21 protein-coding genes and 1 pseudogene are annotated in these 25,862 nt (G+C 46.5%); 5 read left to right on the forward strand and 17 right to left on the reverse strand.

Annotated elements, in window-relative coordinates:
• Positions 1-116 precede the first annotated feature (116 nt).
• The 4 genes from mgrA to KAI37_RS19420 form a co-directional block, all read right to left on the reverse strand.
• Complete coding sequence (gene mgrA / locus KAI37_RS19405) at positions 117-1,115, reverse strand: L-glyceraldehyde 3-phosphate reductase (RefSeq protein ID WP_220030052.1); 999 nt, start codon at positions 1,113-1,115, stop codon at positions 117-119.
• A gap of 84 nt (positions 1,116-1,199) precedes the next feature.
• Positions 1,200-1,940, reverse strand: a complete 741-nt coding sequence (locus tag KAI37_RS19410) for an NAD-dependent protein deacylase (protein ID WP_134902635.1) — start codon at positions 1,938-1,940, stop codon at positions 1,200-1,202.
• Positions 1,937-2,707 (reverse strand): HAD family hydrolase, encoded by a 771-nt coding sequence (locus tag KAI37_RS19415; RefSeq protein WP_220030053.1) that lies wholly within the window; start codon positions 2,705-2,707, stop codon positions 1,937-1,939. Before KAI37_RS19415 ends, KAI37_RS19410 begins: the two co-directional genes overlap by 4 nt.
• A gap of 14 nt (positions 2,708-2,721) precedes the next feature.
• Entirely contained in the window at positions 2,722-3,528 is an 807-nt protein-coding gene (locus tag KAI37_RS19420) for an alpha/beta fold hydrolase (RefSeq protein ID WP_220031515.1), read from the reverse strand.
• Between the two features lie 312 nt (positions 3,529-3,840).
• On the opposite strand from KAI37_RS19420, the gene KAI37_RS19425 reads away from it, so the two are divergent.
• The 3 genes and pseudogenes from KAI37_RS19425 to ilvD all read left to right on the forward strand — a co-directional run bounded on the left by KAI37_RS19425 (position 3,841) and on the right by ilvD (position 7,332).
• The gene (locus KAI37_RS19425; protein WP_220030054.1) at positions 3,841-4,875 is read left to right on the forward strand and encodes an acyltransferase family protein; all 1,035 of its coding nucleotides are present in this window, start codon (positions 3,841-3,843) and stop codon (positions 4,873-4,875) included.
• 176 nt (positions 4,876-5,051) lie between these two features.
• Positions 5,052-5,291, forward strand: a pseudogene (locus tag KAI37_RS19430) (KGG domain-containing protein); the annotation flags it as partial.
• Between the two features lie 352 nt (positions 5,292-5,643).
• Entirely contained in the window at positions 5,644-7,332 is a 1,689-nt protein-coding gene (ilvD, locus tag KAI37_RS19435; RefSeq protein WP_025723889.1) for a dihydroxy-acid dehydratase, read from the forward strand.
• A 99-nt stretch (positions 7,333-7,431) separates the two neighbouring features.
• On the opposite strand, the gene KAI37_RS19440 is transcribed toward ilvD, so the two are convergent.
• On the reverse strand, positions 7,432-8,817 hold the full coding sequence (locus tag KAI37_RS19440) for a polysaccharide deacetylase family protein (protein ID WP_076294378.1): 1,386 nt from the start codon (positions 8,815-8,817) through the stop codon (positions 7,432-7,434).
• Between the two features lie 179 nt (positions 8,818-8,996).
• Here KAI37_RS19440 and KAI37_RS19445 point away from each other — a divergent pair, with 179 nt between their 5' ends.
• Positions 8,997-10,151 carry an AI-2E family transporter gene (locus KAI37_RS19445; protein ID WP_220030055.1) on the forward strand — a complete coding sequence of 385 codons (1,155 nt, stop codon included), beginning with the start codon at positions 8,997-8,999 and terminating at the stop codon, positions 10,149-10,151.
• Here KAI37_RS19445 and KAI37_RS19450 read toward each other — a convergent pair.
• The 12 genes from KAI37_RS19450 to KAI37_RS19500 all read right to left on the reverse strand — a co-directional run bounded on the left by KAI37_RS19450 (position 10,139) and on the right by KAI37_RS19500 (position 23,618).
• The gene (locus tag KAI37_RS19450) at positions 10,139-11,914 is read right to left on the reverse strand and encodes a peptidoglycan D,D-transpeptidase FtsI family protein (RefSeq protein WP_220030056.1); all 1,776 of its coding nucleotides are present in this window, start codon (positions 11,912-11,914) and stop codon (positions 10,139-10,141) included. The two genes, KAI37_RS19445 and KAI37_RS19450, sit on opposite strands and share 13 nt — an antisense overlap.
• Positions 11,915-11,999: 85 nt before the next feature.
• A complete protein-coding gene (locus KAI37_RS26560) occupies positions 12,000-12,122 on the reverse strand; it encodes a hypothetical protein (protein WP_256703379.1) in 123 nt (40 codons plus the stop codon).
• Between the two features lie 101 nt (positions 12,123-12,223).
• Positions 12,224-14,473 (reverse strand): methyl-accepting chemotaxis protein, encoded by a 2,250-nt coding sequence (locus KAI37_RS19455; RefSeq protein WP_220030057.1) that lies wholly within the window; start codon positions 14,471-14,473, stop codon positions 12,224-12,226.
• Positions 14,474-14,697: 224 nt separating this feature from the next.
• Complete coding sequence (locus tag KAI37_RS19460; protein ID WP_071642463.1) at positions 14,698-16,029, reverse strand: peptidase U32 family protein; 1,332 nt, start codon at positions 16,027-16,029, stop codon at positions 14,698-14,700.
• A gap of 32 nt (positions 16,030-16,061) precedes the next feature.
• Entirely contained in the window at positions 16,062-16,991 is a 930-nt protein-coding gene (locus KAI37_RS19465; RefSeq protein ID WP_220030058.1) for a peptidase U32 family protein, read from the reverse strand.
• 11 nt (positions 16,992-17,002) lie between these two features.
• Positions 17,003-18,031, reverse strand: coding sequence for an endolytic transglycosylase MltG (gene mltG / locus KAI37_RS19470; protein WP_071644376.1), 1,029 nt, complete (start codon positions 18,029-18,031; stop codon positions 17,003-17,005).
• 94 nt (positions 18,032-18,125) lie between these two features.
• Positions 18,126-18,431: a DUF1292 domain-containing protein gene (locus KAI37_RS19475; protein WP_071642467.1), complete on the reverse strand. Its 306-nt coding sequence runs from the start codon at positions 18,429-18,431 to the stop codon at positions 18,126-18,128.
• Entirely contained in the window at positions 18,428-18,730 is a 303-nt protein-coding gene (locus KAI37_RS19480) for a DUF1292 domain-containing protein (RefSeq protein WP_013311523.1), read from the reverse strand. Before KAI37_RS19480 ends, KAI37_RS19475 begins: the two co-directional genes overlap by 4 nt.
• A gap of 13 nt (positions 18,731-18,743) precedes the next feature.
• Positions 18,744-19,160, reverse strand: a complete 417-nt coding sequence (ruvX, locus tag KAI37_RS19485) for a Holliday junction resolvase RuvX (RefSeq protein ID WP_013311524.1) — start codon at positions 19,158-19,160, stop codon at positions 18,744-18,746.
• 9 nt (positions 19,161-19,169) lie between these two features.
• Positions 19,170-19,430, reverse strand: a complete 261-nt coding sequence (locus KAI37_RS19490) for an IreB family regulatory phosphoprotein (RefSeq protein WP_007431624.1) — start codon at positions 19,428-19,430, stop codon at positions 19,170-19,172.
• A gap of 136 nt (positions 19,431-19,566) precedes the next feature.
• The gene (alaS, locus tag KAI37_RS19495; RefSeq protein ID WP_071642469.1) at positions 19,567-22,200 is read right to left on the reverse strand and encodes an alanine--tRNA ligase; all 2,634 of its coding nucleotides are present in this window, start codon (positions 22,198-22,200) and stop codon (positions 19,567-19,569) included.
• Positions 22,201-22,550: 350 nt separating this feature from the next.
• The gene (locus tag KAI37_RS19500) at positions 22,551-23,618 is read right to left on the reverse strand and encodes an AI-2E family transporter (RefSeq protein ID WP_025723897.1); all 1,068 of its coding nucleotides are present in this window, start codon (positions 23,616-23,618) and stop codon (positions 22,551-22,553) included.
• A gap of 211 nt (positions 23,619-23,829) precedes the next feature.
• On the opposite strand from KAI37_RS19500, the gene KAI37_RS19505 reads away from it, so the two are divergent.
• Positions 23,830-25,803, forward strand: coding sequence for a methyl-accepting chemotaxis protein (locus KAI37_RS19505; RefSeq protein ID WP_071642471.1), 1,974 nt, complete (start codon positions 23,830-23,832; stop codon positions 25,801-25,803).
• Positions 25,804-25,862 lie beyond the last annotated feature (59 nt).

Here is a 25,862-nt window from a genome sequence, read left to right on the forward strand (position 1 = left end):
ACAGCCCGCATCCTTCAAACGGATGCGGGCTGTTGGTTATATATTGTATAAGAGGATGCGAAATTAGGCCGATGACTACAGATTAACTTTCACCATTAGGCTGTGCCGCCGTCCTGTCAGTTCCCGGCATTCAGAATCGAATCAATTCGATCCAGTTCCTCTTGAGAAAAGTCCAGATTGGATAAGGTAGCAACATTTTCTTCAATTTGACTTACACGGCTTGCCCCAATCAAGACAGAGGTCAGACGTTCGCCGCGCAGAGCCCAGGCCAGCGAGAATTGAGCCAAACTTTGTCCGCGTGCAGCAGCCATCTGATTCAGGGCGCGTACCTTGCGAAGTGTCTCTGGCGTTACATGGTTCTCATTCAGGAAAACCGATGTACTCGCTGCACGTGAATCCTCGGGAATTCCGTTCAAATATTTGTTGGTCAGCAGTCCCTGAGCCAGCGGGCAAAAGGCAATGCTGCCTACCCCGTTTTCGTCCAGTACATCTTGTAATCCGTTTTCAATCCAGCGGTCGAGCAAGGAGTATTTCGGCTGATGAATCAGAAGCGGTGTTCCGAGCTCCTTCAGAATGCGAACTGCTTCTGCTGTTTGCTCCGCACTATAATTGGACACACCCACATACAGCGCTTTGCCGGAACGTACGATATGATCCAGTGCTCCCATCGTTTCTTCCAGCGGCGTATTAGGATCAAATCGGTGAGAGTAGAATATATCGACATAGTCCAGCCCCATCCGCTTCAGGCTCTGATCCAGACTAGATATCATATACTTGCGAGATCCCCAGTCCCCATAAGGCCCTGCCCACATATTGTAGCCCGCTTTGGTGGAGATGACCAACTCATCTCGGTACGGTTTCATATCACTGGCTAAGACTTGTCCAAAAAATTCCTCAGCTGATCCCGCAGGAGGGCCATAGTTATTAGCTAAATCAAAATGCGTAATTCCTAGATCAAAGGAACGGGTAATCATGCTACGGCCATTCTCCGCGTTGTTAATCCCGCCAAAATTATGCCACAAGCCCAGCGAAATAGCGGGCAGTTTTAGACCTGATCTCCCTGTACGGTTATATTTCATACTTTCATAACGATCTTCGCCAGCTAAATAAACCATGCTATCCCAGCCTCTCTCGAAACATTGTAATGTCCATCACAACATCATCATAGCGCTTTTATCCAGGCGTTGACAAGAAAACGATTACAGACCTAATTGATGAGCAAGTTTTTCCATAACTTTACCGATTGGATCGGTGATCAAAAGATCCGCCTTATGATCATACGAGGTGGGATCTGTATTCAGCAGCACCGTATGTTTACCACGAAAATAAGTAATCAAGCCCGCAGCAGGATGTACTGTCAGCGACGTTCCTCCAATTAACAGCAAATCAGCCTGCGAAATAGCCTGAACGGATTGAATAATGGTATCCTGATTCAGCTCCTCCTCATATAAAACGACATCCGGTTTGATAATTCCTCCATCTATCGGACATTTGGGTACAACCTCAGAGCTGTTCATCACTTCATCTAGACTGTAAAAGCGGCCGCATTCCATACAGTGGTTGCGATGCACCGAGCCATGAAGTTCTAGTACATTCACACTACCTGCAGCCTGATGTAAGCCGTCAATATTTTGTGTCACAACCGCTTTAAGAAGGCCTTGCTTTTCCAATAACGCGAGGAAATGATGGCAACCGTTCGGCTCCGCATCGGGATGCAGCATTTTGCTGCGATAGAAGTCGAAGAACACTTCAGGATGCTTCACAAAAAATGAACGGCTAAGCATAACCTCAGGGGAATAAGGCAATTTCTCCTCACTTTGATACAGGCCTGCTGCCGAACGAAAATCCGGAATACCGCTTTCCGTCGATGTCCCTGCTCCGCCGAAAAAAACAATATTCTGCGATTGCTGTATCCATTCCGCCAACGTATTAACTTTCATACCCTACGCACCTCCAGCTCTTCATATCCACGAACAACCTTATCCGCATCCAGCAAATGACCAGAACGTTCTGCTTCTGGCGCAAATCCAATAGCGAGCCGTACTCCGGCACGCTTGCCCATCTGCATATCCCCATTGCTGTCTCCGATGACTACCACGTCCGCCGGCGACAATCCTAGTAACGCGCAGGCTTTTTCAGCCATTTCCGGGTCAGGCTTACCGTATGTAACCCTATCATGTCCGATAATCTCGTCAAAATAGGATGTCAGCCCCATCCACTCCAAATGCTCCTGTGCAGCCTCTGTACTGTCAGAGGTCACAACCGCCAGCTTCAGCCCGGCATGGCGGCTTTGCTCAAGCAACGTCCGCAACCCTGGAAACACCTTCGCTGCCCGATGTCGCCGAATATCAGCCATCGCCGTTTTATTAAAGTCGCGGACAAGCCGCACAGCATCATTCCACGGTATACCAGCAGTATAAAGCTGCCAAGCCAGTACCCCCGTACTTTCGTCCACCGTCCCCATGGCTAGCGGGCCAGAAGGATCGTAACCGATCACACGTCCCTCTTGATCGTGAACAGTACCTAGAACGTTGCTTTTTTCTACCGTAAAACCGGTACCCGCCACGGTAAGATGCTGCTCCATCATATCCAGTATAGAACGAGCCCAGGGGCCCCACAACTGAATAAAATCCAGCAACGTTCCATCTTTATCTAATAAAATACCACGGCATGGGTACCTCTCCCCCTGCACGATCAGCTCAGACATGCAGCACACCTCCTTTACTGATTCTTAGGAGCCACATCCACACTCTCTTTCATCCAGTCCTGTAAAGCCGTTACCGTTTGATTCCATTGCTCAACAGCGCTAATTTTCGCGGGATTATCTCCTTTTTGGACACCATAACTGCCGAATTGGGCATGGTTCCCCCCTTCAACTGTAAAATACAGTGTGTTGGCTGGTAAATAAGTTCTTCCACTTTGTACATTTTCCATCTGGACGACTCCATCATCACTTCCCAGTAGAGAAATAACGGGCAGATTTTTATCCTTTAAATTACCCTTGTTATCCGGGTAGGAGGCGAGGAAAAATACACCTTTGACCTGATCAGGATGTGCAGCTGCATATCGGGCCGCCATCACACCGCCTAACGAATGGCCTCCAATAAAAAACGCTTCTTTCGGATATGCCTTTAGCACTTCATTCGCCAGATCTGGAGAGATCAATGCAAGGTTGAGTGGCATTTTCGCAATGATCACATGATGACCCTTTTCCGCCAAACGGCGTGCCAAGGGTGCATAACTTTCGGGCTTCACCAACGCCCCTGGATACAAAATGACTCCAGTTCCGCTTCTTTTTACAGGCTCAAAACCGACCCAATGTTCTTGTTCATTTACTTTCACAGCATCCGCTACTTCAGCTAATGCAGCAGCAGCCGTCTCGTCAGGCTGATAAGGCGTAAATACCTTCCATGCTCCCCACCCTGCTATCAGTGCAATAACAATCAGGATGCCTAAGAGAACTTTCCATATTTTCCGAGGACCACGTGTCCCATATGAATTGTATGATCTTCTTGTTCTTCTTCTCATTGTAAAAGTTCCTTTCGCCTTTCGTACCTCGTAATTCGTAATTTGAATATAAAATGTGCCGCTGTATTCATCAGCGTAACCAGCCTTGTTAGGGTAACATCGTTGCACATACAGGGTCAAATCAGCATACATTTCCATGTCTTAGCCCATCTTTGTCCGGTGTTCAAGCTTTCGCCACACAATAAGGTTATGATAACGCTTACTATTGTGAATAAAATCACAATGATAAAGTCCAGAGTATCGTACCTTGTTCCTTGTAAAGAATTATTTTTTAAATAGTTTAGTCGGCAGAAGCCGTTCGGAGGGAAACACATGACGACAAGCCATGATGTACAAGGGGAAAGCTTCTTTCTCAATTTGCGATTTCTGTTGATCATATGCGTATTTGCAGGAAATGCTCTGGAGCCTCTAGCCGGTTCACTTCATATTGCCCAACAATGGTTCAGCTGGATATTCATGTTTCATATGCCGTTGTTTGTACTCGTTACAGGCTACTTTGCCCAAACAACTTTGACCGGATCCGCAGGCCAAAAAGTTCTGCTTCAGATCGGTATGCAATATCTTATTTTTCAATCGCTCTATTCGATCTTGGATGTTGCACTCTTCCACGTTCCTCATATCCATCATTCGTTCTTTGCTCCTTATCTGCTACTCTGGTTCCTTGCCAGCCATATCTGTTGGAGACTGCTGATGCTGTCTTTTCAGAAAATACCACCTGTCCTCCAATTGGGTATATCCGTACTGCTGGGTATCCTCGTCGGGTATCTCCCTATGGATGGTATATGGCTGAGCGTATGCAGAACCTTTGTTTATTTGCCTTACTTTGTAGCAGGTTATCATTTGAATTATGCGGACGTTCGACGGTTCTTCACAGCTCCAGTCCGCATAATCGCTGGCGTTGTATCTCTTCTGCTTATGGTACTGGCGGGAACGTCGTATTTCGGCATCCCGGCAGGCTGGCTGTATGGCAACATGACTTACGGTGAATTGGGCCATACCGAATGGTACGCAGGAATTTACCGTATCGGCATTTATGGAGTTCAATGGATAGCATCTATGGCGTTCCTAAGCTTTGTTCCAGCTGTCACAGGACGTATAACCGAGATGGGGAGACGGACACTATATGTCTTCTTACTCCATGGCTTGATCGTCCGTACCGTCGTTGCAAAGGGAGTCTACGAGTATATAGATACTCCAGTGGAAGTCATGTTGATAGTAGTGTGTGCTGCTGGTCTGTGTTGTATGTTGACCATGCCTTGGGTTCGAACTGCAACACGACCTCTGATTGAGCCACAGGTAGAGTGGATGCTAAAGCCAGCTCCTTATCCTTTTAGACGGTCCGCGTAATCTTTTTATCCATTTTTTATTTAACATTGAACACGCGACAACCCACTCACAGACGAACATGGAAGCGAGTCTACCCCCTCTTTACTCCACTTGGAGCCTGTTTCATACAGGCGTGATGTGGTAAGTAAAGGATGCGCGCAACAAAAAACAACTTTTTTATTAAGGAGTGATTTGTAATGGCACGTAATCAAAATCAGGGGAAAATGAGTCGCGAAGAAGCAGGCCGTATGGGTGGAGAAGCTACTTCCAAGAAGCACAATAAGGAATTTTATCAGGAGATTGGTAAAAAAGGCGGGGAAGCAACCGCAAACTCTCACGATAAAGAATTTTATCAGGAAATCGGTAAAAAGGGCGGCGATGCTACAGCTGAGTCGCATGACAAAAATTTCTACAGAGACATCGGTCGTAAAGGCGGCAGAAATTAAGGTGTAATGTCATCTTCCGCCCTCCTTTAACATAAAACAAGCTTGAGCCCATCCGCTTTATTGCAGAATGGGCTCTTTCATATTTTACCTGATACGGCAAACATGTCAGTATACATATTTCTAATAGAACAAATTCTAACTCATCTAAATGCAATATATAGATAAATAAAACTGTTCATGTCTATATATTGTTGATTACAGAACCCTACTAGTACTTTTTCAAAATCTTCATATATGTAGAAAAATGCTCACATCTATGATAGACTCTTTAGAAAACATCTGCGCTATTACGGCGTCCATTGAACGCCATACTATTTTTATACTTTGGGGGGAAACCAGCATCATGACAGCTAAGACAAAAATGCGTTCCGATATGATTAAAAAAGGCTTTGACCGTGCTCCTCACCGCAGCTTGCTGCGCGCAGCGGGTGTCAAGGAAGAAGATTTTGACAAACCGTTTATTGCGGTATGCAACTCGTATATTGATATCGTACCGGGCCACGTCCATTTGCAGGAATTTGGCAAAATTGTCAAGCAAGCCATTCGTGAGGCAGGCGGTGTACCTTTCGAGTTTAACACCATCGGTGTAGATGACGGCATTGCCATGGGGCACATCGGTATGCGTTATTCTCTGCCAAGCCGCGAAATTATAGCTGACTCTCTGGAAACTGTCGTTTCCGCTCACTGGTTTGACGGCATGGTTTGTATTCCTAACTGTGATAAAATTACCCCTGGCATGATGATGGGCGCATTGCGCGTTAACATTCCAACTATTTTCGTTAGTGGCGGTCCTATGAAAGCTGGTAAAGACAAGAACGGACGCTCTATTTCCCTGACCTCCGTCTTCGAAGGCGTAGGTGCATATCAGGCTGGCAAAATCGACGATCAAAGCTTGCTTGAATTAGAACAATATGGCTGTCCGACATGTGGCTCCTGTTCTGGGATGTTCACAGCGAATTCCATGAACTGTCTCGCAGAAGCGATGGGTCTGGCTATGCCGGGTAACGGCACCATTCTCGCAGTAGCAGAAGAACGTAAAGAATTCGTTAAACAATCTGCACGCCAATTGATGGAATTGATTAAGCTGGATCTTAAACCACGTGATATCGTGACTAAAGAAGCTATTGATAATGCATTTGCATTGGATATGGCAATGGGCGGTTCCACGAATACAGTATTGCATACATTGGCACTTGCCCATGAAGCAGAAGTTGACTACCCTATCGAACGTATTAATGAAGTGGCAAACCGCGTACCTCATTTGTCCAAATTGGCACCTGCTTCCGACTATCATATTGAGGATGTTCATAATGCAGGCGGCGTAAGCGCAGTGCTGAATGAATTGTTGAAGAAACCGGGAGCACTGCATGGAGACTGTATTACTGTAACTGGAAAAACCATTCGTGAAAACGTAGAGGGTCAGGAAATTCTGGATACTAACGTCATCCATAAACTGGACAACCCTTATTCCGAACGCGGCGGTCTGGCTGTATTATTTGGTAATCTGGCACCGCAAGGCTCCATCATTAAAGTCGGTGCAGTTGATGCTTCGGTTGGTGGTTATCACAAAGGCCCTGCCATCTGCTTTGATTCACAGGAAGATGCACTGGCAGGTATCGCCAATGGTAAAATTAATGAAGGACACGTTGTTGTTATCCGTTATGAAGGTCCAAAGGGCGGACCTGGTATGCCTGAAATGCTCGCTCCAACTTCACAAATCGTGGGCATGGGGCTTGGTGCCAAGGTGGGGCTGATTACAGACGGACGCTTCTCAGGTGCTTCCCGTGGTATCTCCATCGGTCATATTTCCCCCGAAGCTGCAGAAGGCGGACCTATCGCTTTTGTTGAGGACGGTGACATCATCGAGCTGGACTTGAACAATCGTAAGATTGAGCTCCACATTACGGACGAAGAATTCGAACGTCGTCGCGCCAACTGGAAAGGCTTTGAGCCGAAGGTGAAAACGGGTTACCTGGCGCGCTATTCCAAGCTGGTGACGAACGCAAGTAACGGCGGAATTATGAAAATCTAAATGCTTTGCCAAGATAGGATTACTTTATGAACGGTTAAAAAGCCTCTCGATACCTAACAAGGGATCGAGAGGCTTTTTTATTAGGTCATTAGGGTTAGCCTATTCAGTCATTTCGCTGTTGAGTATATGGACATCATCTCTCTGAGCTGTTTGCTCAAGAGCCTCGTCTAAGCGGTGTAAGTCTCCCTGATGAAAACAGTCAAACAAGGTATCCATTGGCATCACAATCAGTTTCGGTACCATTACATCTTTTTTTTCACTCAATTGCTTTGAACCCGAAGAATGGATAATACGAAATAACAGCTTTAGATATACAGTGGACACATGCTTGAACAGTCCTTTGGGAAGCTCTCGAACTTGAAATCCCAACTTCTCTGGTCCCCGATGAATCATACTTACTGCATAGATCGCCTTTACATCCTTCATTTCAGAATCATGTACAATGCGTTGGGCCAGATCAGGAAGTTGTTTTTTTACAATCCGAATTAATTGAATAGCTAGATGTACCATCGACTTTGCCGTCGAACCCAATTGAAACAACTTTTTATTATCAAAATGAAGCTCGATTACCGGGTCTCCTTTTTCTAGCCATCTGCTGTTCTCCATATTTACATTTGGCCCATGATAGATACGGCGACGATAATAAAAGATCGTATCCTCCTTGCTTACGGGACGAAGACGAAACAAAACATGGAATAGCCGCTCATACTGGAACCATCCAAATACCAGCGTTCTTTTTAACCAGCCCGTACTGGACATCTCGGAGGCAGTAGGTTGATTGACAGACTGACGGCAAAACAAGGTATCCACCCGTACGCTGCGTAATTGTCGTTCTTGGGCGACCCTCAGTAGCTTCTCCAGTGCGATTAGCATATTCTGGGGCGCTTCCACGTCTGCCCCCAATGTCGTACCACAGTCATGGAGCAGCATGACCTCGCCACCCCTCAGCTTTTTGAGCATTCTCTCCGCTAATTGTTTCGCTCCAATGCTTGCCTTCCAGTCCCCGAACATGGAGGACCATAATACGATTCGACGACCATTGGTTTTGGAAATATCAAAAAAGTTCACTATCCCCCAAGGTGGGCGATAAAAGGTCGTTCCCTCGCCAGTTACTCGACGAATGACTGACTCTGTCTGGGCAATTTGTCTTCTGACGGTAACAGGCCGCATAAGCCAATTCGACTTGTGCACATAATTATGAATACCGATTAGATGACCTTCATCATGCATGCGTTTCAGAAGCTCAGGGTGTTTTTCTGCATTCATCCCAACAACAAAAAAAGTAGCCTTGGCATCAAAACGCTTCAGTAAATCAAGCAGCTGTGATGTATACACTGGATCAGGGCCATCATCAAAGGTGAGTGCATATTCTTGCTCACTTTTGCCACGCCTGAACACCCGGAAACCAAATATACGACTAACCAGCGCCGGAATAAAAGCATAAAAAGTTGAAATGTAAAACATCCATAACAGCAAAGTCTGCACGTTTTATCCCCACTTTTCTATTCTGAACTCCCCAAGCAGGCTTCCTGAGGAAAACTCACTTACTTATATGTTATCACAATGACGTAAACATGCCGAGATTTCGCTATTGCATATGGTCAGCATTGAGGTCCAATTTAGTGTACAATAAATAAAAATCTAAAAGGAGTCGTTGTATACATATGCTTCCATTGTACAAAAAATATTGGCGTACCGTTTTTGATATCGGTTTGATTGTATTAACCGTGTATTTAATTATGTTCGTATCCAGCAAACTGTATCAACTTGCCGCACCTGTGTTCCTTTCGTTCGTCGTGTTCTGGTGCATTGAACCTGCTGCCCGTTATTTTCATCGGAAAGGAATGAAAAAGCCTTTTGCCTCCGCACTCTCCGTATTGCTATTTATCGTCCTCTTACTTGCTATTTTTTTCGGATTGGGCCTGATTCTGGTTACACAATTTACGAAAGTCGCGCAAAACCTCCCACAATATACTCAGATTATCCAAGCGGAATTCACGCGGTATCTTCATCTTTCTCAAGATAAAATCGCTGCTTTACCTCCGAGTGTTACTGAACGTGTGAATGATTATTTTGCGACTGCCACCACCATTGCTACGAAATGGGCACAGCTAGGCTTATCCTTTTTCATACAGTTCCTCAGTTCCTTCACTGTTTTTATGGGCAACTTTGCCATTGCCATCATTTTAGCGTTCTTTTTAAGTATGGAAATTAATCTTTGGAAGGGCATTGCCCGTAGTAAGACACCCAAGACACTAAAAACTGCTTACCTTTTTCTAAAAAATCACGTACTTAAAGCCATCTCCGCTTTTCTCAAGGCTCAAGCTCTGCTGGTAGGGATTACCTTTGTTCTCGTATTTATAGGTTTACTCATTTTACAAGTGGATAATGCCCTATCATTGGCTCTCGTGGCAGCTTTGTTTGATATCCTGCCCTTGTTGGGTGTGCCTGTTATTTTTATTCCGTGGGCAGTGTATCTGTTTATCACAGGCAATACCGGCTTGGCTGTAGGCCTGCTTATTGTCATGGCTGTCACCGTTATCGTCCGCCAGCTGGCAGAGCCTAAAATCACTGGTAATTCCATCGGTGTTTCATCTGCCTATCTGATGCTTTCCTTTGCCATTATATCGTTATCCATCTTTGGACTGGCCGGATTAATACTGTCTCCAATTCTGATCATTTTGCTCAAGGAATTGTGGCAGCAAGGCTATCTGCAGAAATGGATTCGGTTTCCGACAGAGGAATTTGACGAGCCCCCGTTTATCGTAAAAATCCAGGAGGAGGATCGTGAAGCTACTCGTGGTACTCAGGAGGATTGAGCTAACAGATCCATTACTTTACCAAAAAGTGCTGTAGCTTGATTTGCAGAGTGTGTTGAAGCATTTTGCACAAGGACGGCGACTGCATAACGAGGCCGCTCTATCGGACCATAACCTATAAACCACTGGTGATTGATAGGGTGACCGTTCTTTAAAGCTTGGGCCGTACCCGATTTGCCGGCCAGATTCCATGATTTATTACGCAAGGAGACACCAGTCCCCTGTGTCACAACCTTTTCCATTGCTTCACGAAGCGTGCGAGCCGTCGATGTGTGAATCAAGCGGCTGCCCTCGGGTAAAGGTGCAGCATGAGCAGGTAGTTCCAGTAAGGTGCTACCGTCTGCGTAACTGATGCGTTTGACGAGGCGTGGTGCATGTACTTGACCATCATGCAACAAGGTGACGATGAGATTGGCAGCTTGGAGAGGCGTTACTAGCACATCGCGCTGACCGATAGCTGTCTGTACACGTACGCCCGGATCAGACGCGTTCGTATGGGAGCCGAATACGGCTCCCTTTTCTTCGTGATCCAGCGGTCTGAATTGAGGTAGTCCTGCAAGATTCCGCTCCTGCCAGCCCACAATTCGGCTCAATCCCAGTGCAGAGGCTGTGGCCTGAATTTGCTCAGGATTAAGCCGTTCGCCGAGATGAGCGAACACACTATTACAGGATACGGCAAGCCCTTCCTCTAGGTTTAGGGTACCGTGTCCTTCTTTTTTCCAGCAAGCCAAACCGTACTTGCCATAAGTTCCATGACAATGGAATTGCTCCTGCAGTTGGACAACACCTGATTCAAGTGCAGCAGCAGCCGTAACCAACTTAAAAATGGAACCGGGCGTTATCGCCTTGAGAGCACGATTAGACCAGTCTGTTTTTTTCTGCGGATCAACATGCCCGGGATTATAAAAAGGGCGAGACACCATCGCCAGTACATCCGCGTTGCCTGAATCGAGCACTACCACCGCCCCTTCTGCTAAATGACTAGATTCCGTCAGCTTTTCAATCTGTTCCTGTATAGGTAGATCAATTGTAGTCTGCACCTGTAAAGGATAGTGACCATTGGATGGAGCACTGACACGCAGCGGTACATGAGTCAATGGACGACGCTGTGCATCTACAAACCGGGAGACGAACGTTTCACCGACGCCGCTTAGCAGCGGCTCCAGCGTTCTTTCCAGCCCGGCTGCCCCCATCGGCAGTTCACTCGCTCGGTCGGCACGTTCATACAGAAAGCCAAGCCATTGCCTGCCATTGGGCAAATCCCTGTAACGTTTCGTATAAGGTACAAGCTCAATAAGCGAAGGGGCTAGCTTCAGCAGCTTGCCTGCTTCATTCGGATTGATTTGTACGGGCTCTCCGCGCCCATCTCGCCATATGAGCGGGGATTGCAGTCCTTTCCATCGTGTCAGTAGTTGCTTTTTATTCGTACGCAGTAGCTCGGCCAGTTCTTCGCCATGTAAAGCCGCTTTGCCATCTACATCGGGAAAAAGCACTGGCACCCATACTACTCCGCCAGTCAAGGGTTGCCCATGCCGGTCCGTAAACTGTCCACGTCCAGAGTCGATAGAAATACCCTCCTGTCGCTGACGTGCTGACATTTCCTTAAGCGAATGCCCCCCATAAACGGACATATGAATGCCCGCTGTCCCCTGAAGCCAAGCCAATCGGAATAATAAAATCAGCAGTAGTGCCATCACCCCCAAGGCCATATATGCAATTCGACGTTTTCGAATGAAACTGCTACCACGCCTCGGCACGCCCATCCTTCTTTCATCTTTTTTCCAGTAGTATGTCCTGTAGTTGAAAAAGAAAACCCACTCAACTTTTAACGTGAATGGGTTTCCGAATTTATTTGTATCTTGTGATGCCTGCTTCTGGGTTCCAATCTAAAATCTCGTCTAACGAATAAAAAACCGTAATAAAAATGGTAATGGCCAGCACAACCCAAGCTACTTTTGTGTTTGTATTCATCTTTCGCTTTCCTTCTTGAGAAATTTTTAAGCACATCCACTGATAAAAGTACAAAACCACGGAGATCAGTAACAATCCTGATTCCCATGGTTTTGTTATATCTACACCGTAAACCGCGAAAGTTGTTCCTTCAAATTCACCGATACTCCTTCCAGCTTATCCGACAAACCTACCAGTTGATTGCCAATATTGGCCTGTTCAGTGCTGAGCGAAGCGACTTCCTGCGAAGTAGCTGAAGATTGCTCGGCTACCGCACTTACATTGGTCATTGCCTCGGACAAAGTGGTTTGCGATTCACTCAGATGATGAATGGAGGCGGTGACCGTTCCCAATCGTAGCGCGAACTCTCCCATTTGCTGCTGCACCGATTGGAAAATATCCGTTGTTTCCTGTACGGCTCCCATCTGCTCCCGGAACAGCGGGTACACCTCAGATAATGCCTGTACCGTTTCATTCATTTCATTGACGATGTTGTTAGTAATGCCTGTAGCTGTACGAATGGCTTGACGTGATTGTTCGGCCAACTGCCGAACCTCATTAGCTACCACCATAAAACCACGCCCGGCCGTCCCCGCTCGTGCCGCTTCAATCGTCGCATTCAGTGATAGAATATTCGTTTGTTTTGCAATATCCTGTAGTACGTCCAGCACCTTAAATACATCAGAAGTTGTCTGCTTCAGTTCATCTACTTTGCCCGCTAGAGCATGTGTAGTTTCTTCCGTAACCCGAGTCTTGCCTAATAGATTTTTCAGCTGAATGGTCCCTTTTTCACTGGATTGTTCAACTTCTTGTGCGACCAGACTCATTTCATAATTGGAAGCCATAACCGTATCCATTTGCTGAGATATATTCCCGGTAAGTCCGCTGCCACGTTCAGCCTCTGTTGCCAAACTGGCGGCGCCATGAGCAATCTCTTCCGTTGCTGCTGCAATTTCTTTAGCTGAAATGGCTGTCTTCTTCGAGGCATCGCCTAGTTCCGTCGCTGTATTCAGAACCTCCTGAGCTGAGGCATTCGTCTGTTCTACCAGCAATGTAATTTGCTCCATCATCGCATCAAAACTTTCTGACAACTGCCCAATTTCATCCTGAGCCTTATAGTTCGTTCGGATTTGTAAGTTGCCTTTGGCGCCTTCGACCATTAAATCCTTCAGATGTGTCAATGGACGAGCCACGAGGCGCACGATCCACAGTCCAATGAACAATGCAATGAGTGCAGCCACTGCGGCAAATATCCAGGTCGTGGTTAGTATCCCCTTAGCGTCTTTCACCAGCTCAGATACAGGTACTACACCCACGAGAATCCACTTGGAAGTTCCCAGTGTATTATGAACCGTAAGCACACTTTGCCTTTTGCCGTCTGCTTCCTGCTCCATAATTTGATTTCCTTCGATCCCTTCAAGCTTGGAAACGTAATCCAGCTTTGTCTTTCCTCCTGCTAAGCTCTCATTGTTGGAACCTACAAACTCACCCTTGTCTGTCACAAGGCTAATCATACTGCCTGAGCCCAAATTAACACCTTTCAACTCGTCCTCCACCGCACTGGACTTTAAATCCATAACCAGAACGTAAGTCCCTCCCAACCCGGACATACTGTTCATGGAGCGTGCTAGGCGAAAGGTCTTGCTGCCATTGTCATTCACCTGCGTAGGCAGCCAAACAATTCCCTTGTTTTTCAAAATATCCTTAAACCACGCTTCCTGCCGTACATCCTTTTGTGTTCCGGTGCCCATTGCAGCTAACTTGGTTTCTTCCGGGTACAAGTACAATGAATCGATCGCTTTATTCGTAAAAGCAATATTCGTTAATTTCTTGTTTACTTCGCCCATAGCAACAAAAGATGCAAAAGGATTTTTATCTTGCTTTACAGCCCTTTGCAACTGATCACTTAATTCAGTATCGAAAAATACCTGTGTCGATGTGTCTTGAAAGCGCTCTAGAATAATATCAAGCTTTTCTGAAGTTTGCTGAACGGTCTGCTGATAAGCCGTAGCTGCATTTTGCTCAATCGTACTTTTAGCCTTATAGTATGAGAGCATCCCCAAGCTGACCACAAATAACATAATTGCCGCAAAAAAGATCAGAAACAACTTCATTCCAACCGAACGCATCGGATTATAGTTTTTGACCAAGTGCATGAAATCTTTACTGTACCTTTCCGGCTTAAGTAAACGCTTTAAATTGTGTGTACCTTTACGAGTCGCCTTAGCTACCCAGGGGGCAACCTTTGAAGAAACCGCAACCTTTTGTTCCTCTTTATCCATTGTCACTTTACTGCCTTTCAAACCCTGCATTTGATCCGTTTTCTTGGGTTGCCTTTTTGCTGTATTCCCCTCTTTTTTCCGTAAACCCATTTCTCTCACCTACCACCATATAATTAGTTTCTAATTCCACGTCATCCATTATGTATCTATTATCTATATAACTTCTATCGGAACTATTCGACAAGGAATGTAGCTTTCCTTTGAGTATCAACTAAATTTTGTGAAACTTTTTTCCTAGAAAACTATTCAAAAAAAAGCCCCTCCAACCGATAGGAGAGGCTTTTGTATCTTTTCACCTGTGACTTAAGGCTTATTTACTTCTTTTTACGCATCATATCAAAATACGATACGGGCTGATCTACCTTCATTCTAATTCGTTGAAGCGGGTGACGAGCAGCATCCAATTCGTTGCCTTCCTCATCCCAGATCGTTCCGACCGTTTGTTTAAAGAATGTTCCGTTCGGACCGAAAAATTCGATTTCATGCCCTGGTTTAAAATGGTTCCGTTGTTGAATGGTTGCAATGCCACTCGCGGCATCGTAGTCCATGACCAGTCCGGCAAAATCATAAGGGACTGCTTTTTCTTCCGGCTCATAAATATGATCCTCATGATCCGGTGTATCGTAGAAAAACCCTGTATTCAACGGTCGATTGGCTGCCTTGTTAATTTCTTCAATCCATTCTGGTTTGAGCACATAATTTTCAGGATCAGCCATATAGGAATCAATCGCTTGACGATAGACATTCACGACCGTAGCCACATAGTGGATAGACTTCATACGTCCCTCCACTTTAAAGCTGTCCACACCTACATCAATCAGATCAGGGACATTTTCAATCATACACAAATCCTTGGAACCCATAGAAAAGGCATTATCGCTCTCTTCGAACAGTGGAAGCTGGTTAACACCGAGCTGGAACTGTTTTAGTACATTGCTATCCTGTGCCTCTTCCTCAGATATCCAAACCTCACCTGGGCGGGCATCCTCAAACAAATCGTATTTCCAGCGGCAAGACTGACAACATCCCCCACGATTGGAATCACGGTCTGTAAAGTGATTAGACAACACGCAGCGGCCGGAAAATGAAGAGCACATCGCACCATGGACAAAAGCTTCGATTTCGATGTCCACATGCTTTTTAATTTCTTCGATTTCTTCCAGACTGGTCTCACGTCCCAGTACCACACGCGGTAGTCCTTCGTTTTTCCAAAACTTTACCGCTTGCCAGTTCAGCGTGGACTGCTGTGTGCTCAAATGCACTTCCAATCCGGGAACAGCACGCAATGCCACGGACACAATAGCCGGATCAGCGACGATAACGGCATGAATTCCTGCCTCGTACAGATTGCGCAAGTATTCCTCGATTCCGGCAATATCCTCATTGTGGGCATAGATATTGGTGGCTACAAGCACCTTAGCACCGTACTTGTTAGCAAATTCTACACCTTCGCGCATTTCTTCAAAACTGAAATTGTCGGCGTTAGAACGCAGACCATATTTTTGTCCACCAATATATACAGCATCCGCGCCATAGTGAACGGCAAACTTCAGCTTTTCCAGATTTCCGGCAGGAGCCAACAGCTCCGGCTTATCCAGACGATTCCGTTTACCTATATATTTTCTCGTTTTGGTTATCGTCCCCATGACGTTCCCCCCTCTGTGAATTCATTTTAAAATTAATAAACCTGCTCTTTATAGAAAAATCCGAAGGAAAGTTCCCGTTCCGGATCTTGAAGACGGCGAACTTCATCCAGCCAGCTTTCATCATAAGCATAAGCATCCGGGTCAGCTGTATAATTATCTATGGCTTTACGATAAGCACCAACAACCGCCTCATTGTAAGTCGTAGGTTTCAATAAGCCCTCGATCTTAAAGCTATGCACGCCCGCCTCCATCAGAATATGCAGGTCCTCCATGATACAAAAATCATCTGAACTCATAATATGTGTCCCATTAATATCCTCGTAGATGGGGAACTTCTCTTCCTTACGCTCTGCTTCAATCAGAAACAAGCCGCGCCCTCTGCCCAAATCGCCTTCTACATTACGTCCCTGGTGCAGCATATAACTTTGAACAAGCTTACGCTTGGAGTGATAAATATTGGTCATGCCATGTACCTGAACCTGTGCTTCTATGTTCAACTTTGGTATCATTTCGGTAATTTCATCCATACTGAGCTCACGAGCCAAAATGACCCGGGAAGCTCCTTTTTCACCCCAATAGTTGGCGGTTGCGAAGTTGGTGGAGATCATCTCACCGTTCCAGAACAGCTTAAGATGCGGGGCATACTCCTTTACGGCCATGAGCACTGCAGGATCATTAAACTCAATGGCGTCTATGCCGCATCCAGCTAGGGTCTGCACATATTCGGGAAGAAGTGGCAATAGCTCGTTCGTCATCAAATTCGTCATGGATACGTATACCTGCGCCGTATGCTTCCGTGCCTCTTCCACCACTTCACGGATTTGGTCCGGTGTAAAATGTCCCGGCAGCCGCATTCCAAAGCGGTCATCTCCAATAAGTAATGCAGTAGCTCCAGCCTCCAGCATATGGCGGGCATCCTCCGGAGAGCTGGCAGTTGCCAGTAGTTCGGGTTTGTAAGCCATAGGCTCACCTCCTAATTTGTCTTACGGTTACTTACCTGAATGTTATGCAAATGTTCTTTATACGTTTTGGCAAACAAATGTTCATGTGTTCCATCTTTTTTGGTCACATAAAACAAATAATCTGTAGCTTTCGGCTGTAAAGCTGCTATCACTGATTTCAGACTGGGACTTGCAATCGGCCCTGGTGGAAGTCCCTGATGCATATACGTATTATAAGGGCTTTCCACAGCCAAATCCTTGTAATACAGCCGTTCCTTTTGCTTATCCAGCATATATTGAACTGTAGCATCAATTTCCAGCTTCTTATCCTGTTTGATTCGGTTATAAATGACGCCAGCTACTACAGACCGCTCATCATCCACAACTACCTCACGCTCTACTAGAGAAGCAACCGTCAGCAGTTGATGCAGCGTTTCACCCCGTTGTTTTAGCTTGGCATCCAAATCGGAAACAGTCTCCAGCCGTTTTTGCGTCTGTTCTAGCATCGCCTGTATAATATCTTTGGCTGTGCTGCCCTTTTTCAGCTCATAGGTTTCTGGGAAAAGATAGCCCTCCAGCGCATAGCGAAGCCCCGCCTGCTTTGGAATGTCCCGCATTAGCGCGACGTCAAAAGCGGACGGATCGTTGGCCAGCTGCAAAAATTGCTGCCGGTCTGCCAGTCCTTCCTTTTGCAGCTTATCAGCCATCTGTCTAATCGTAAAACCTTCCGGGATTGTAAAACGAATCATTTCCTCTTTGACAACATCTCCAGCCGATAACTTAGTAATCAACTGATCAAAGGTTGCGCCAGGCTTCGCCTCATATTTTCCGGCCTGAAATCCGCTTCCTTGCTGTTTAAATTTTACATAAGCCTTAAACACGAGCGCATTACGTATAAGTCCCTTTTGCTCCAGCGTATCTGCAATAGCCGATGTTCCTGTTCCCTGCACCACCGTAAAAGCAACGGGTTGTGTTTGGGGTTGAACAGGCTGCATGGCACTCCAAATATAGAGGGCTGCCCCTCCTGCTATAATGATAAGCAGTAGAAACAATGTAAACATCCTCGTCCTTCGCTTCACATCCACCCAACTCCTTCACAGCCAAAAAGGGCGGACTGGTCCGCCCTTTCAGGTTTGATCTCATCGTTATCCAGACTTACAGTTCTTCCGGCAACGTACATTCGTCGTACAGCTCGGAAATATCTTCCCACTCATCATCATCTTCAATGGTGGTGATGGAGATTTCGCCGTCTGTGGATGAGCTTACATGATATAGCTCATGTTCGCCAACAGCAGCCCCGGGTCTACGCAATACGGCGTACCGTTGCTCACCTACCTTGAACTCTGCTTCCAATTCCATGCGAATCGCATGGCCCTGTTCATCCTGCAGCTCTACACCGCCGTCGAACGTTTCCTTCAAATCAGAGGTCCAACTCAGGTCTTCACGTGAATAGATCGTCATTTCCCGTCTTCCTCTTCCTCTTCTTCTACAAATGTATTAAAGGTCTCTTCGACGATTTCCCATTCGGCATCGTCTTGGATCACAAACAATTTAATATCATCGCCTTCTTCCTCGTAACGGAAGGCGTACACATCGGACTCATCAGCTTCAGGGTCCACTGGCGCAACCATCATGTACTTCGCTTCGGAACCATCTACCTCAAACTTCATAATGACCTCGAACTCTTCCTCGTTGCCCTCGTCATCGGCAATATAAATAATTTCCGGCTCTTCTTCCATACCCACTTGATTTTCAGCCATTACGAAATCCCCCTCACCTTGTACTGTGTGCGTCCAAATAGTTTTGCAAGATCAGGCTTGCGGCCAGTTTATCTACCACCTGCTTGCGTTTTTTTCGGCTGACGTCGGCCTCCAGAAGCGCACGCTCCGCCGAACGCGTCGTCAGCCGTTCATCCCAAAGGTGAACGGGTAAACCCAGTAACTCCTTGAGTCGGTTCGCAAACTCGATGCAAATCTCACCGCGTGGACCCACGGTTCCGTTCATGTTTTTCGGCAAGCCTACAACAATCTCGCCGACCTCATTGTCACGAACCAAATTTGCAATTTTACCGAACTCGCTGTCGTCACCGCGTCGTTCTATGACTTCCAATCCTTGGGCGGTCCAGCCGAAGGCATCACTTACGGCGACCCCAATTCGGCGATCCCCGTAATCCAATCCCATTACTTTCATGCCTGTCTCCTAACGGTGCTTGGCGAGATAGAAACGAACCAACTCTTCAATCAACTCATCGCGTTCTTTTTTACGTACCAGGCTTCTGGCATTATTATGCCGTGGCACATAAGCCGGATCACCGGATAGCAAATAGCCGACGATTTGATTGATCGGATTGTATTCTTTTTCCACCAGCGCATCATATACGGTCAACAAAATCTCCTGAGCAGAAGCTTCCTTCTCATCTGCCTTGACATTAAATTTGACCGTTTTGTCCATGGAATCCATTGTTGACACCTCGCTTCCACAAAACATGTGTACATGTTTATGCCAGCTTATTCTTTTACATCATACCATAAGCAAAGCCCTACAAGGAAATATCTAAGCCCGTTTTTTCCCAAAAATCCGCAAAAATTATCGAACTTTATCCTTGTGAGGCTGCCGACACCAGTTCATGCGCACGTTGAAGTGCTTCGTCCAGCTTGCTGGCATCTTTACCACCGGCTTGCGCCATGTCAGGTCGTCCGCCACCACCGCCACCGCATACAGCAGCAATTTCTTTCACGAGCTTGCCTGCATGAAGTCCAGCTTTGGTATGCTCTGCCGGAACTGCTACGACAAAATTAACTTTGTCGTCCATTGCAGCGCCGAGCACCAATACAGCAGCCGGAAGCTTCCCTTTCAGTTCATCAGCAATCGCACGCAACGCGTCCATGCTTGAAGCCTGCACACGTGCAGCCAAGAGCTGCACCCCGCCTGCTTGCACGACCTGATCGGTCAGCTGGCCCGCCTCAATAACACTCAGCTTGCTTTGCAGCGATTCATTTTCACGACTGAGGTCTTTAATTTGTTGCTGCAAAGATTCGATACGCTTTGGTACCTCAGACAGCTTGGATTTTACAAGCCCAGCCGACACCTTCAACAGCTCTAATTGACCTTCCATATATTCAAAGCCAAAACGCCCGGTCACCGCTTCAATACGACGTACACCTGATCCAATGCCGCTCTCGCTGACAAGCTTGAACAAGCCAATTTGCGAAGTATTGCTGACATGACAGCCACCGCATAGTTCAATGCTGTAATCGCCTACCTTAACGACCCGTACGATATCTCCATACTTTTCACCGAACAGCGCCATTGCTCCGAGAGCCTTGGCTTCATCAATCGGTTTCAATTCAATATTAACGTCTAGTTGGCTCCAGATGGCACGGTTTACACGCAGTTCAATATCCGCCAGCTCTTCTGGTGTAATGCTTCCAAAATGGGAGAAGTCAAAACGCAGACGCCCAGGCTCAACCAAAGAACCCGCCTGATTGACATGGTCACCCAGCACTTCTTTAAGCGCTTTGTGAAGCAAATGTGTAGCCGTATGGTTTTTCTCAATTTCTCCACGGGAAGCTTGATCTACTTCTGCTTTCACCGTATCGCCCACGTTCAACTCACCGGCTTCTACAACAACCTGATGCACATGCTGACCTTGTGGCGCCTTAAACAGTCCTTCGACCTTCGCGGTTACCGTACCTCCACGCAGCAAGCCTTGGTCACTGACTTGCCCTCCGCTTTCGGCATAGAAAGGAGTCACATCAAGCACGACCTGACAAGACTGCCCTTCACTAACACTGTCCACCAGTACATCTTCATATACAATCGCCACAATTTTAGACTCAGTTACGAGGTCATTATATCCAACAAATTCACTTTTAACCGCCAGATCGGACAAAGCTCCACCCTGAATCTTCATGCTCGCGCTGTCCTGATGAGCATCACGGGCACGTTTGCGTTGCTCCTGCATCGCTTCATCAAAACCCTCACGGTCTACTTTCAAGCCCTGCTCGTCCGCATAATCCTCTGTGAGATCGAATGGGAACCCGTACGTATCATACAGTTTAAAAGCATCTGCTCCGCTAATGACATTGCGACCTTCAGCCTTTGCCTGAGCACTGATATCGGACAAAATTGCCAATCCATCTGTCAGTGTTTCATGGAAGCGTTCCTCTTCCGTTTTGATCACTTTAATGATGAAATCACGCTTGTCCACTACCTCAGGGTAATACACACCCATGACATCCCCAACGGTTTCCACCAGCTCAAACATAAATGGACGGTTCATGCCCAGCATTTTTCCATAGCGCACAGCCCGGCGCAGCAAACGGCGAATCACGTAACCCCGTCCTTCATTAGAAGGCAGCACACCGTCACCAATTGCAAAAGCTACGGTGCGGACATGGTCAGCTATAACCTTGAGAGCCACGTCACTGTCCACATTTTCGTTATATTTTACTCCTGCCATCGCCGCTGTTTTTTGGATTAGTGGCTGGAAGATGTCCGTATCAAAGTTGGAATCCACATTTTGCAAAATGGATGCAAAACGCTCTAATCCAGCCCCTGTATCAATATTTTTGTTTGGAAGCGGCGTATAGCTGCCGTCTTTGTTATGGTTGAATTGTGAGAATACGAGGTTCCACACTTCCAGATAACGCTCATTTTCTCCCCCCGGATACATTTCAGGGTCCGTCATGTCGCTACCGTAGGCTTCGCCACGATCATAAAAGATTTCCGTACAAGGTCCACAAGGCCCTTCACCGATATCCCAGAAGTTATCTTCCAGTTTGATGATACGCTCGGCAGGAAGTCCAACTTTTTCGTTCCACAGCTTGTACGCTTCCTCATCCTCAGGATACACAGTTACAGCCAGACGTTCCGGATCAAAACCAATCCATTTTGGATCCGTCAGAAACTCCCATGCCCATGTAATGACTTCTTCCTTAAAATAGTCACCAATGGAAAAGTTGCCGAGCATTTCGAAAAAGGTGTGATGGCGGCGCGTTTTACCGACATTCTCAATGTCGTTCGTCCGGATACATTTTTGCGAATTGGCAATACGTGGATTCTCTGGCTTCACACGTCCGTCAAAATAAGGCTTAAGCGGTGCCATACCCGCATTAATCCACAGCAGGGAAGGATCTTTATGTGGAACAAGCGGCGCGCTTGGTTCAATCACATGTCCCTTGCTTTCAAAAAACTCCAGCCATTTGGAGCGGATTTCACTAGCTTTCATATAAGTAGCCTCCTAATTATGGTGTCACTGGTTCCTGGCACAGGCCATAAAAAACAGAAAAACGCCCCTGAACGGATCAGGGACGATTGTATCGCGGTACCACCCTGGTTAACGCCGTCCCCTCTGTACGAAATGCCCATGCGCAAGCTGCACACCAACATTTGCTTAACGGACGATCGATCGCCTTGTTTTCACTGGTAACGGGAGCATCCCGGCGGGTTCAGCCCGCACTTGGAAATGAGCTTTCCCTACTGGATAAACACATTTAAACATACTCAACTCAGTATATCCGTGTCATTTAGCCGTGTCAACGCGATTTCAGACAAGATACATACGGTGTATGGACAAAATCAGATTGTTTTCCGCTTCACGTAATAAGCAAAAAAATGCTGAAGTCCTACCTTTAAAACTGCCATCACGGGAACCGCTAAAATCAAGCCGGTAATTCCCGCAATTTCCCCACCCACTAACAGAGCGAAAATAATGGCTATCGGATGCAGATGCAACGTTCGTCCCACCACCTGGGGAGAAATTACATTGCTCTCCAACACTTGAATACAGGTGTTAACGACCACGACCAAAAGTACCATTTTTAAGGAGACCGTAGAAGCCATGACTACTGCCGGAGCGGCTCCCAAAAAGGGGCCCAAATACGGAACGATGTTAAAAACCGCAACCACTCCTGCCAGCAACAGCGCATAAGGCATGCCAATTAACATATATCCGAGATAAGCCATCACTCCAATAATGACGCATACCAGTAATTGTCCCCTGACATAGTTGCCAAGCGCCTGATCAATTTCCTTAAGTACCGTTACAATCGCCTTGCGACGAGAACGCGGGAGGTAAGACACAATCGTCCGCTCGAACACATCAAAATCCTTCAAAATATAAAAAATGAGGAACGGAACAATGAATACATTGAACAGCATGTTGATCATCCCACCGATGTTATCCATAAAGGTAGAAATCCCTGTTGCCATCCGATTCTCTAGTTGAAAAAACCATTGATTCATACCCGTTCGCACCCCTTGGGGCAAAATGCCGCTATCCATATTCGTCATTAATCCTTGTGCATGCATGGTCAGCTCAGGCAGATGCTCATTCAGCTCATCCAGTTGTTCTATGAACATCGGAATCAGGTTCATCAGAATCACAACGAGACTGGCTAAAAATACAGCATAGATGAGCAGCACAGCCACACTTCGAGGCACCTTGCGACCGCCCAGCATACTGACAACGGGATTAAGTACATAGGAGATGATCATCGCTACCGCAAACGGAGCAATGATTGTTTTCAGAAATTCATACAAATGCAAAAACAAAGGTCGTAGCAGCCAGATAAAATATAGAATGACAAGTCCCAGCAGCGTCCATATTCCGTACCGGAACAGTCTACTTTTCGTTAATTGCTCCATTTCGTGCCCCCTTACTGGACTAGCCTCCTTTAAGTATATGCCTGTACCTCTACTTTAATCCTTCCCGCGAGGCTGGAATGCCCCATAGATTACCATTGTAAAAAAATGATGAAAACGGATGAAAACAATTAACAAAGTCATTCCATCTGACGATATAAGTACAAAGCACTACTTTAAGCTTTCACATTTCTGAAACATCGGGGGTCGTTACATGAACTTAAAAATCAAGCTTATTCTCCTTTTCACTTGCATTGTTATCGTTGCAGCTGGGCCATTGTCGATCATTAGCATGACAAGCGTTAAAAATCAGGCCAACCATGATATCCAAGAGCTTATGAACAGCAAAACCTCCGAAACCGTCAATCAGCTCGACGGATGGATAGGTGGTAATGCCAAAATTATTGAAACATTGGCTGCAGGTCTGGAATCCAGCGATATCTCATCAGATGCCAAAGCCGTATCTCTGAAAGCAGCTTTTCAAAACTATAAAGATCAAAACATTTCCAATATTTACGCAGGCTTTGAAGATGGAACCTACTGGGATGGATCTGGCTGGTTTGAAGCAGGTTATGATCCTCGCGCTCGACCGTGGTACAAGGATGCCAAAACCAAGGGAGAAATGTATTACTCGTCCCCGTACATTGATGCAAATAGTACGAATTTCACCATTTCTATTGCGAAGCCTCTCAAAAATTCGAATGGCTCCGTCACTGGTGTGGTCAGCGAGGATATAATGCTCAACGATATGACAAAAATAATTAAAAGCATAGACTTGAACGGATTGGGCTACGCATTTTTGATTGACCAAAATGGAGCCGTGATCGCGCACCCAGACAACAAGCTGGCTGGCAAAAACCTCAAGGACAATCCCGAGTTGGGTTCATCAACCGCGGCCCTGCTGAGCGCAGCTTCGGGAGAAACAGACTATAGCTATAATGGTAGTGACCATCAGCTTTATTTTAAAAAGATGCCTAGCACAGGCTGGATTGTAGGGTTGTCTATTTCCAAAGATATTGCTTTTCAGGAGTATTACTCCACTCGTAATATGTTGATTATTACGGTTGCTATCATCTTGGTCGTCGCTATGCTACTGGCAATCTGGGCGGCAAACAACTTTATTAAGCCGATTCGCAGACTCCAAGCGAATGTCAAACGTATAGCTGAAGGCGATATGACCGCTCGTGTGGATGTTAAGGGTAAAGATGAAATTGCCAGCCTGGGGACAGATTTTAATATCATGTCTGATAATCTCACTCACCTGTTGCGCAAGGTATCAGATACGGCGGGAGATGTCAGTTCAGCTTCCCATGATATGCATCAGCACGCTAAGGATACTGGAACCATCGCGTCACAAATCTCCAGTGCAGTTCAGGAGCTTGCCCAAGGAGCGAGCGATCAAGCTGAGGCTGTATTTTCCGGCTCTGAGAAGCTGACTCACATGACAGGCTCCATCGACCAAATTGGCGAAAGTGTTAAACGGACCCAAACTGCCGTATTTGAAACAGATTCTGCCGTGCTTGCAGGGTATGAAACAGCAGAACGTCAAGCGAAACTGGCCGCCGAGTCCAGACAAACGACAACTGCGGCAGGAGAAGCCGTAGATTCACTGGCGATGAAAACTCAGGATATTGAGCGGCTGGCCGGGGCCATCCACGATATCGCCGCACAAACAAACCTGCTGGCCCTCAATGCATCCATCGAAGCAGCACGGGCCGGAGAACACGGACGAGGTTTTGCCGTCGTCGCGGGAGAAGTGAGAAAGTTGGCTGAGCAAGCGGGCAGTTCCAGTGACAGTATCATGAGTAAGCTGGAAGAAATTAAAATTGCAGGAGTACAAAGCGCGGAGGAAATGAAGAAGGCTCTTGCTGTAACCGTAGAACAGGAGCATGCTGCCATTGCAACGAGACAGGCGTTTGAATCCATTCGTGGGGCTTCTCAGCATATGCTTGCCCAAATTGAGGACGTTACCGCCGCCACAGATCATCTCCGTGTGAATGCTGGACATATTTCCGATGTCATTTCCAGCGTTGTCGCTGTTTCTGAACAAAGTGCAGCATCTACAGAGGAAGTAGCTTCCTCTGTGCAAGAACAAGGTCATGCCATGAACAATATTGCCGACCTTTCTGCCAAACTCGATTCTCATGCAGATCTTTTATTGGAAGAGGTCAAACGCTTTAAATTGTAGAACTAATCATCTTCACAAAAACGGTATACAAAAGAGGGTGCCCCAGCCAATATGGCCGT

It is taken from the genome of Paenibacillus sp. S25 (genome assembly GCF_019454085.1).
Taxonomy (GTDB): Bacteria; Bacillota; Bacilli; order Paenibacillales; family Paenibacillaceae; genus Paenibacillus; species Paenibacillus polymyxa_B.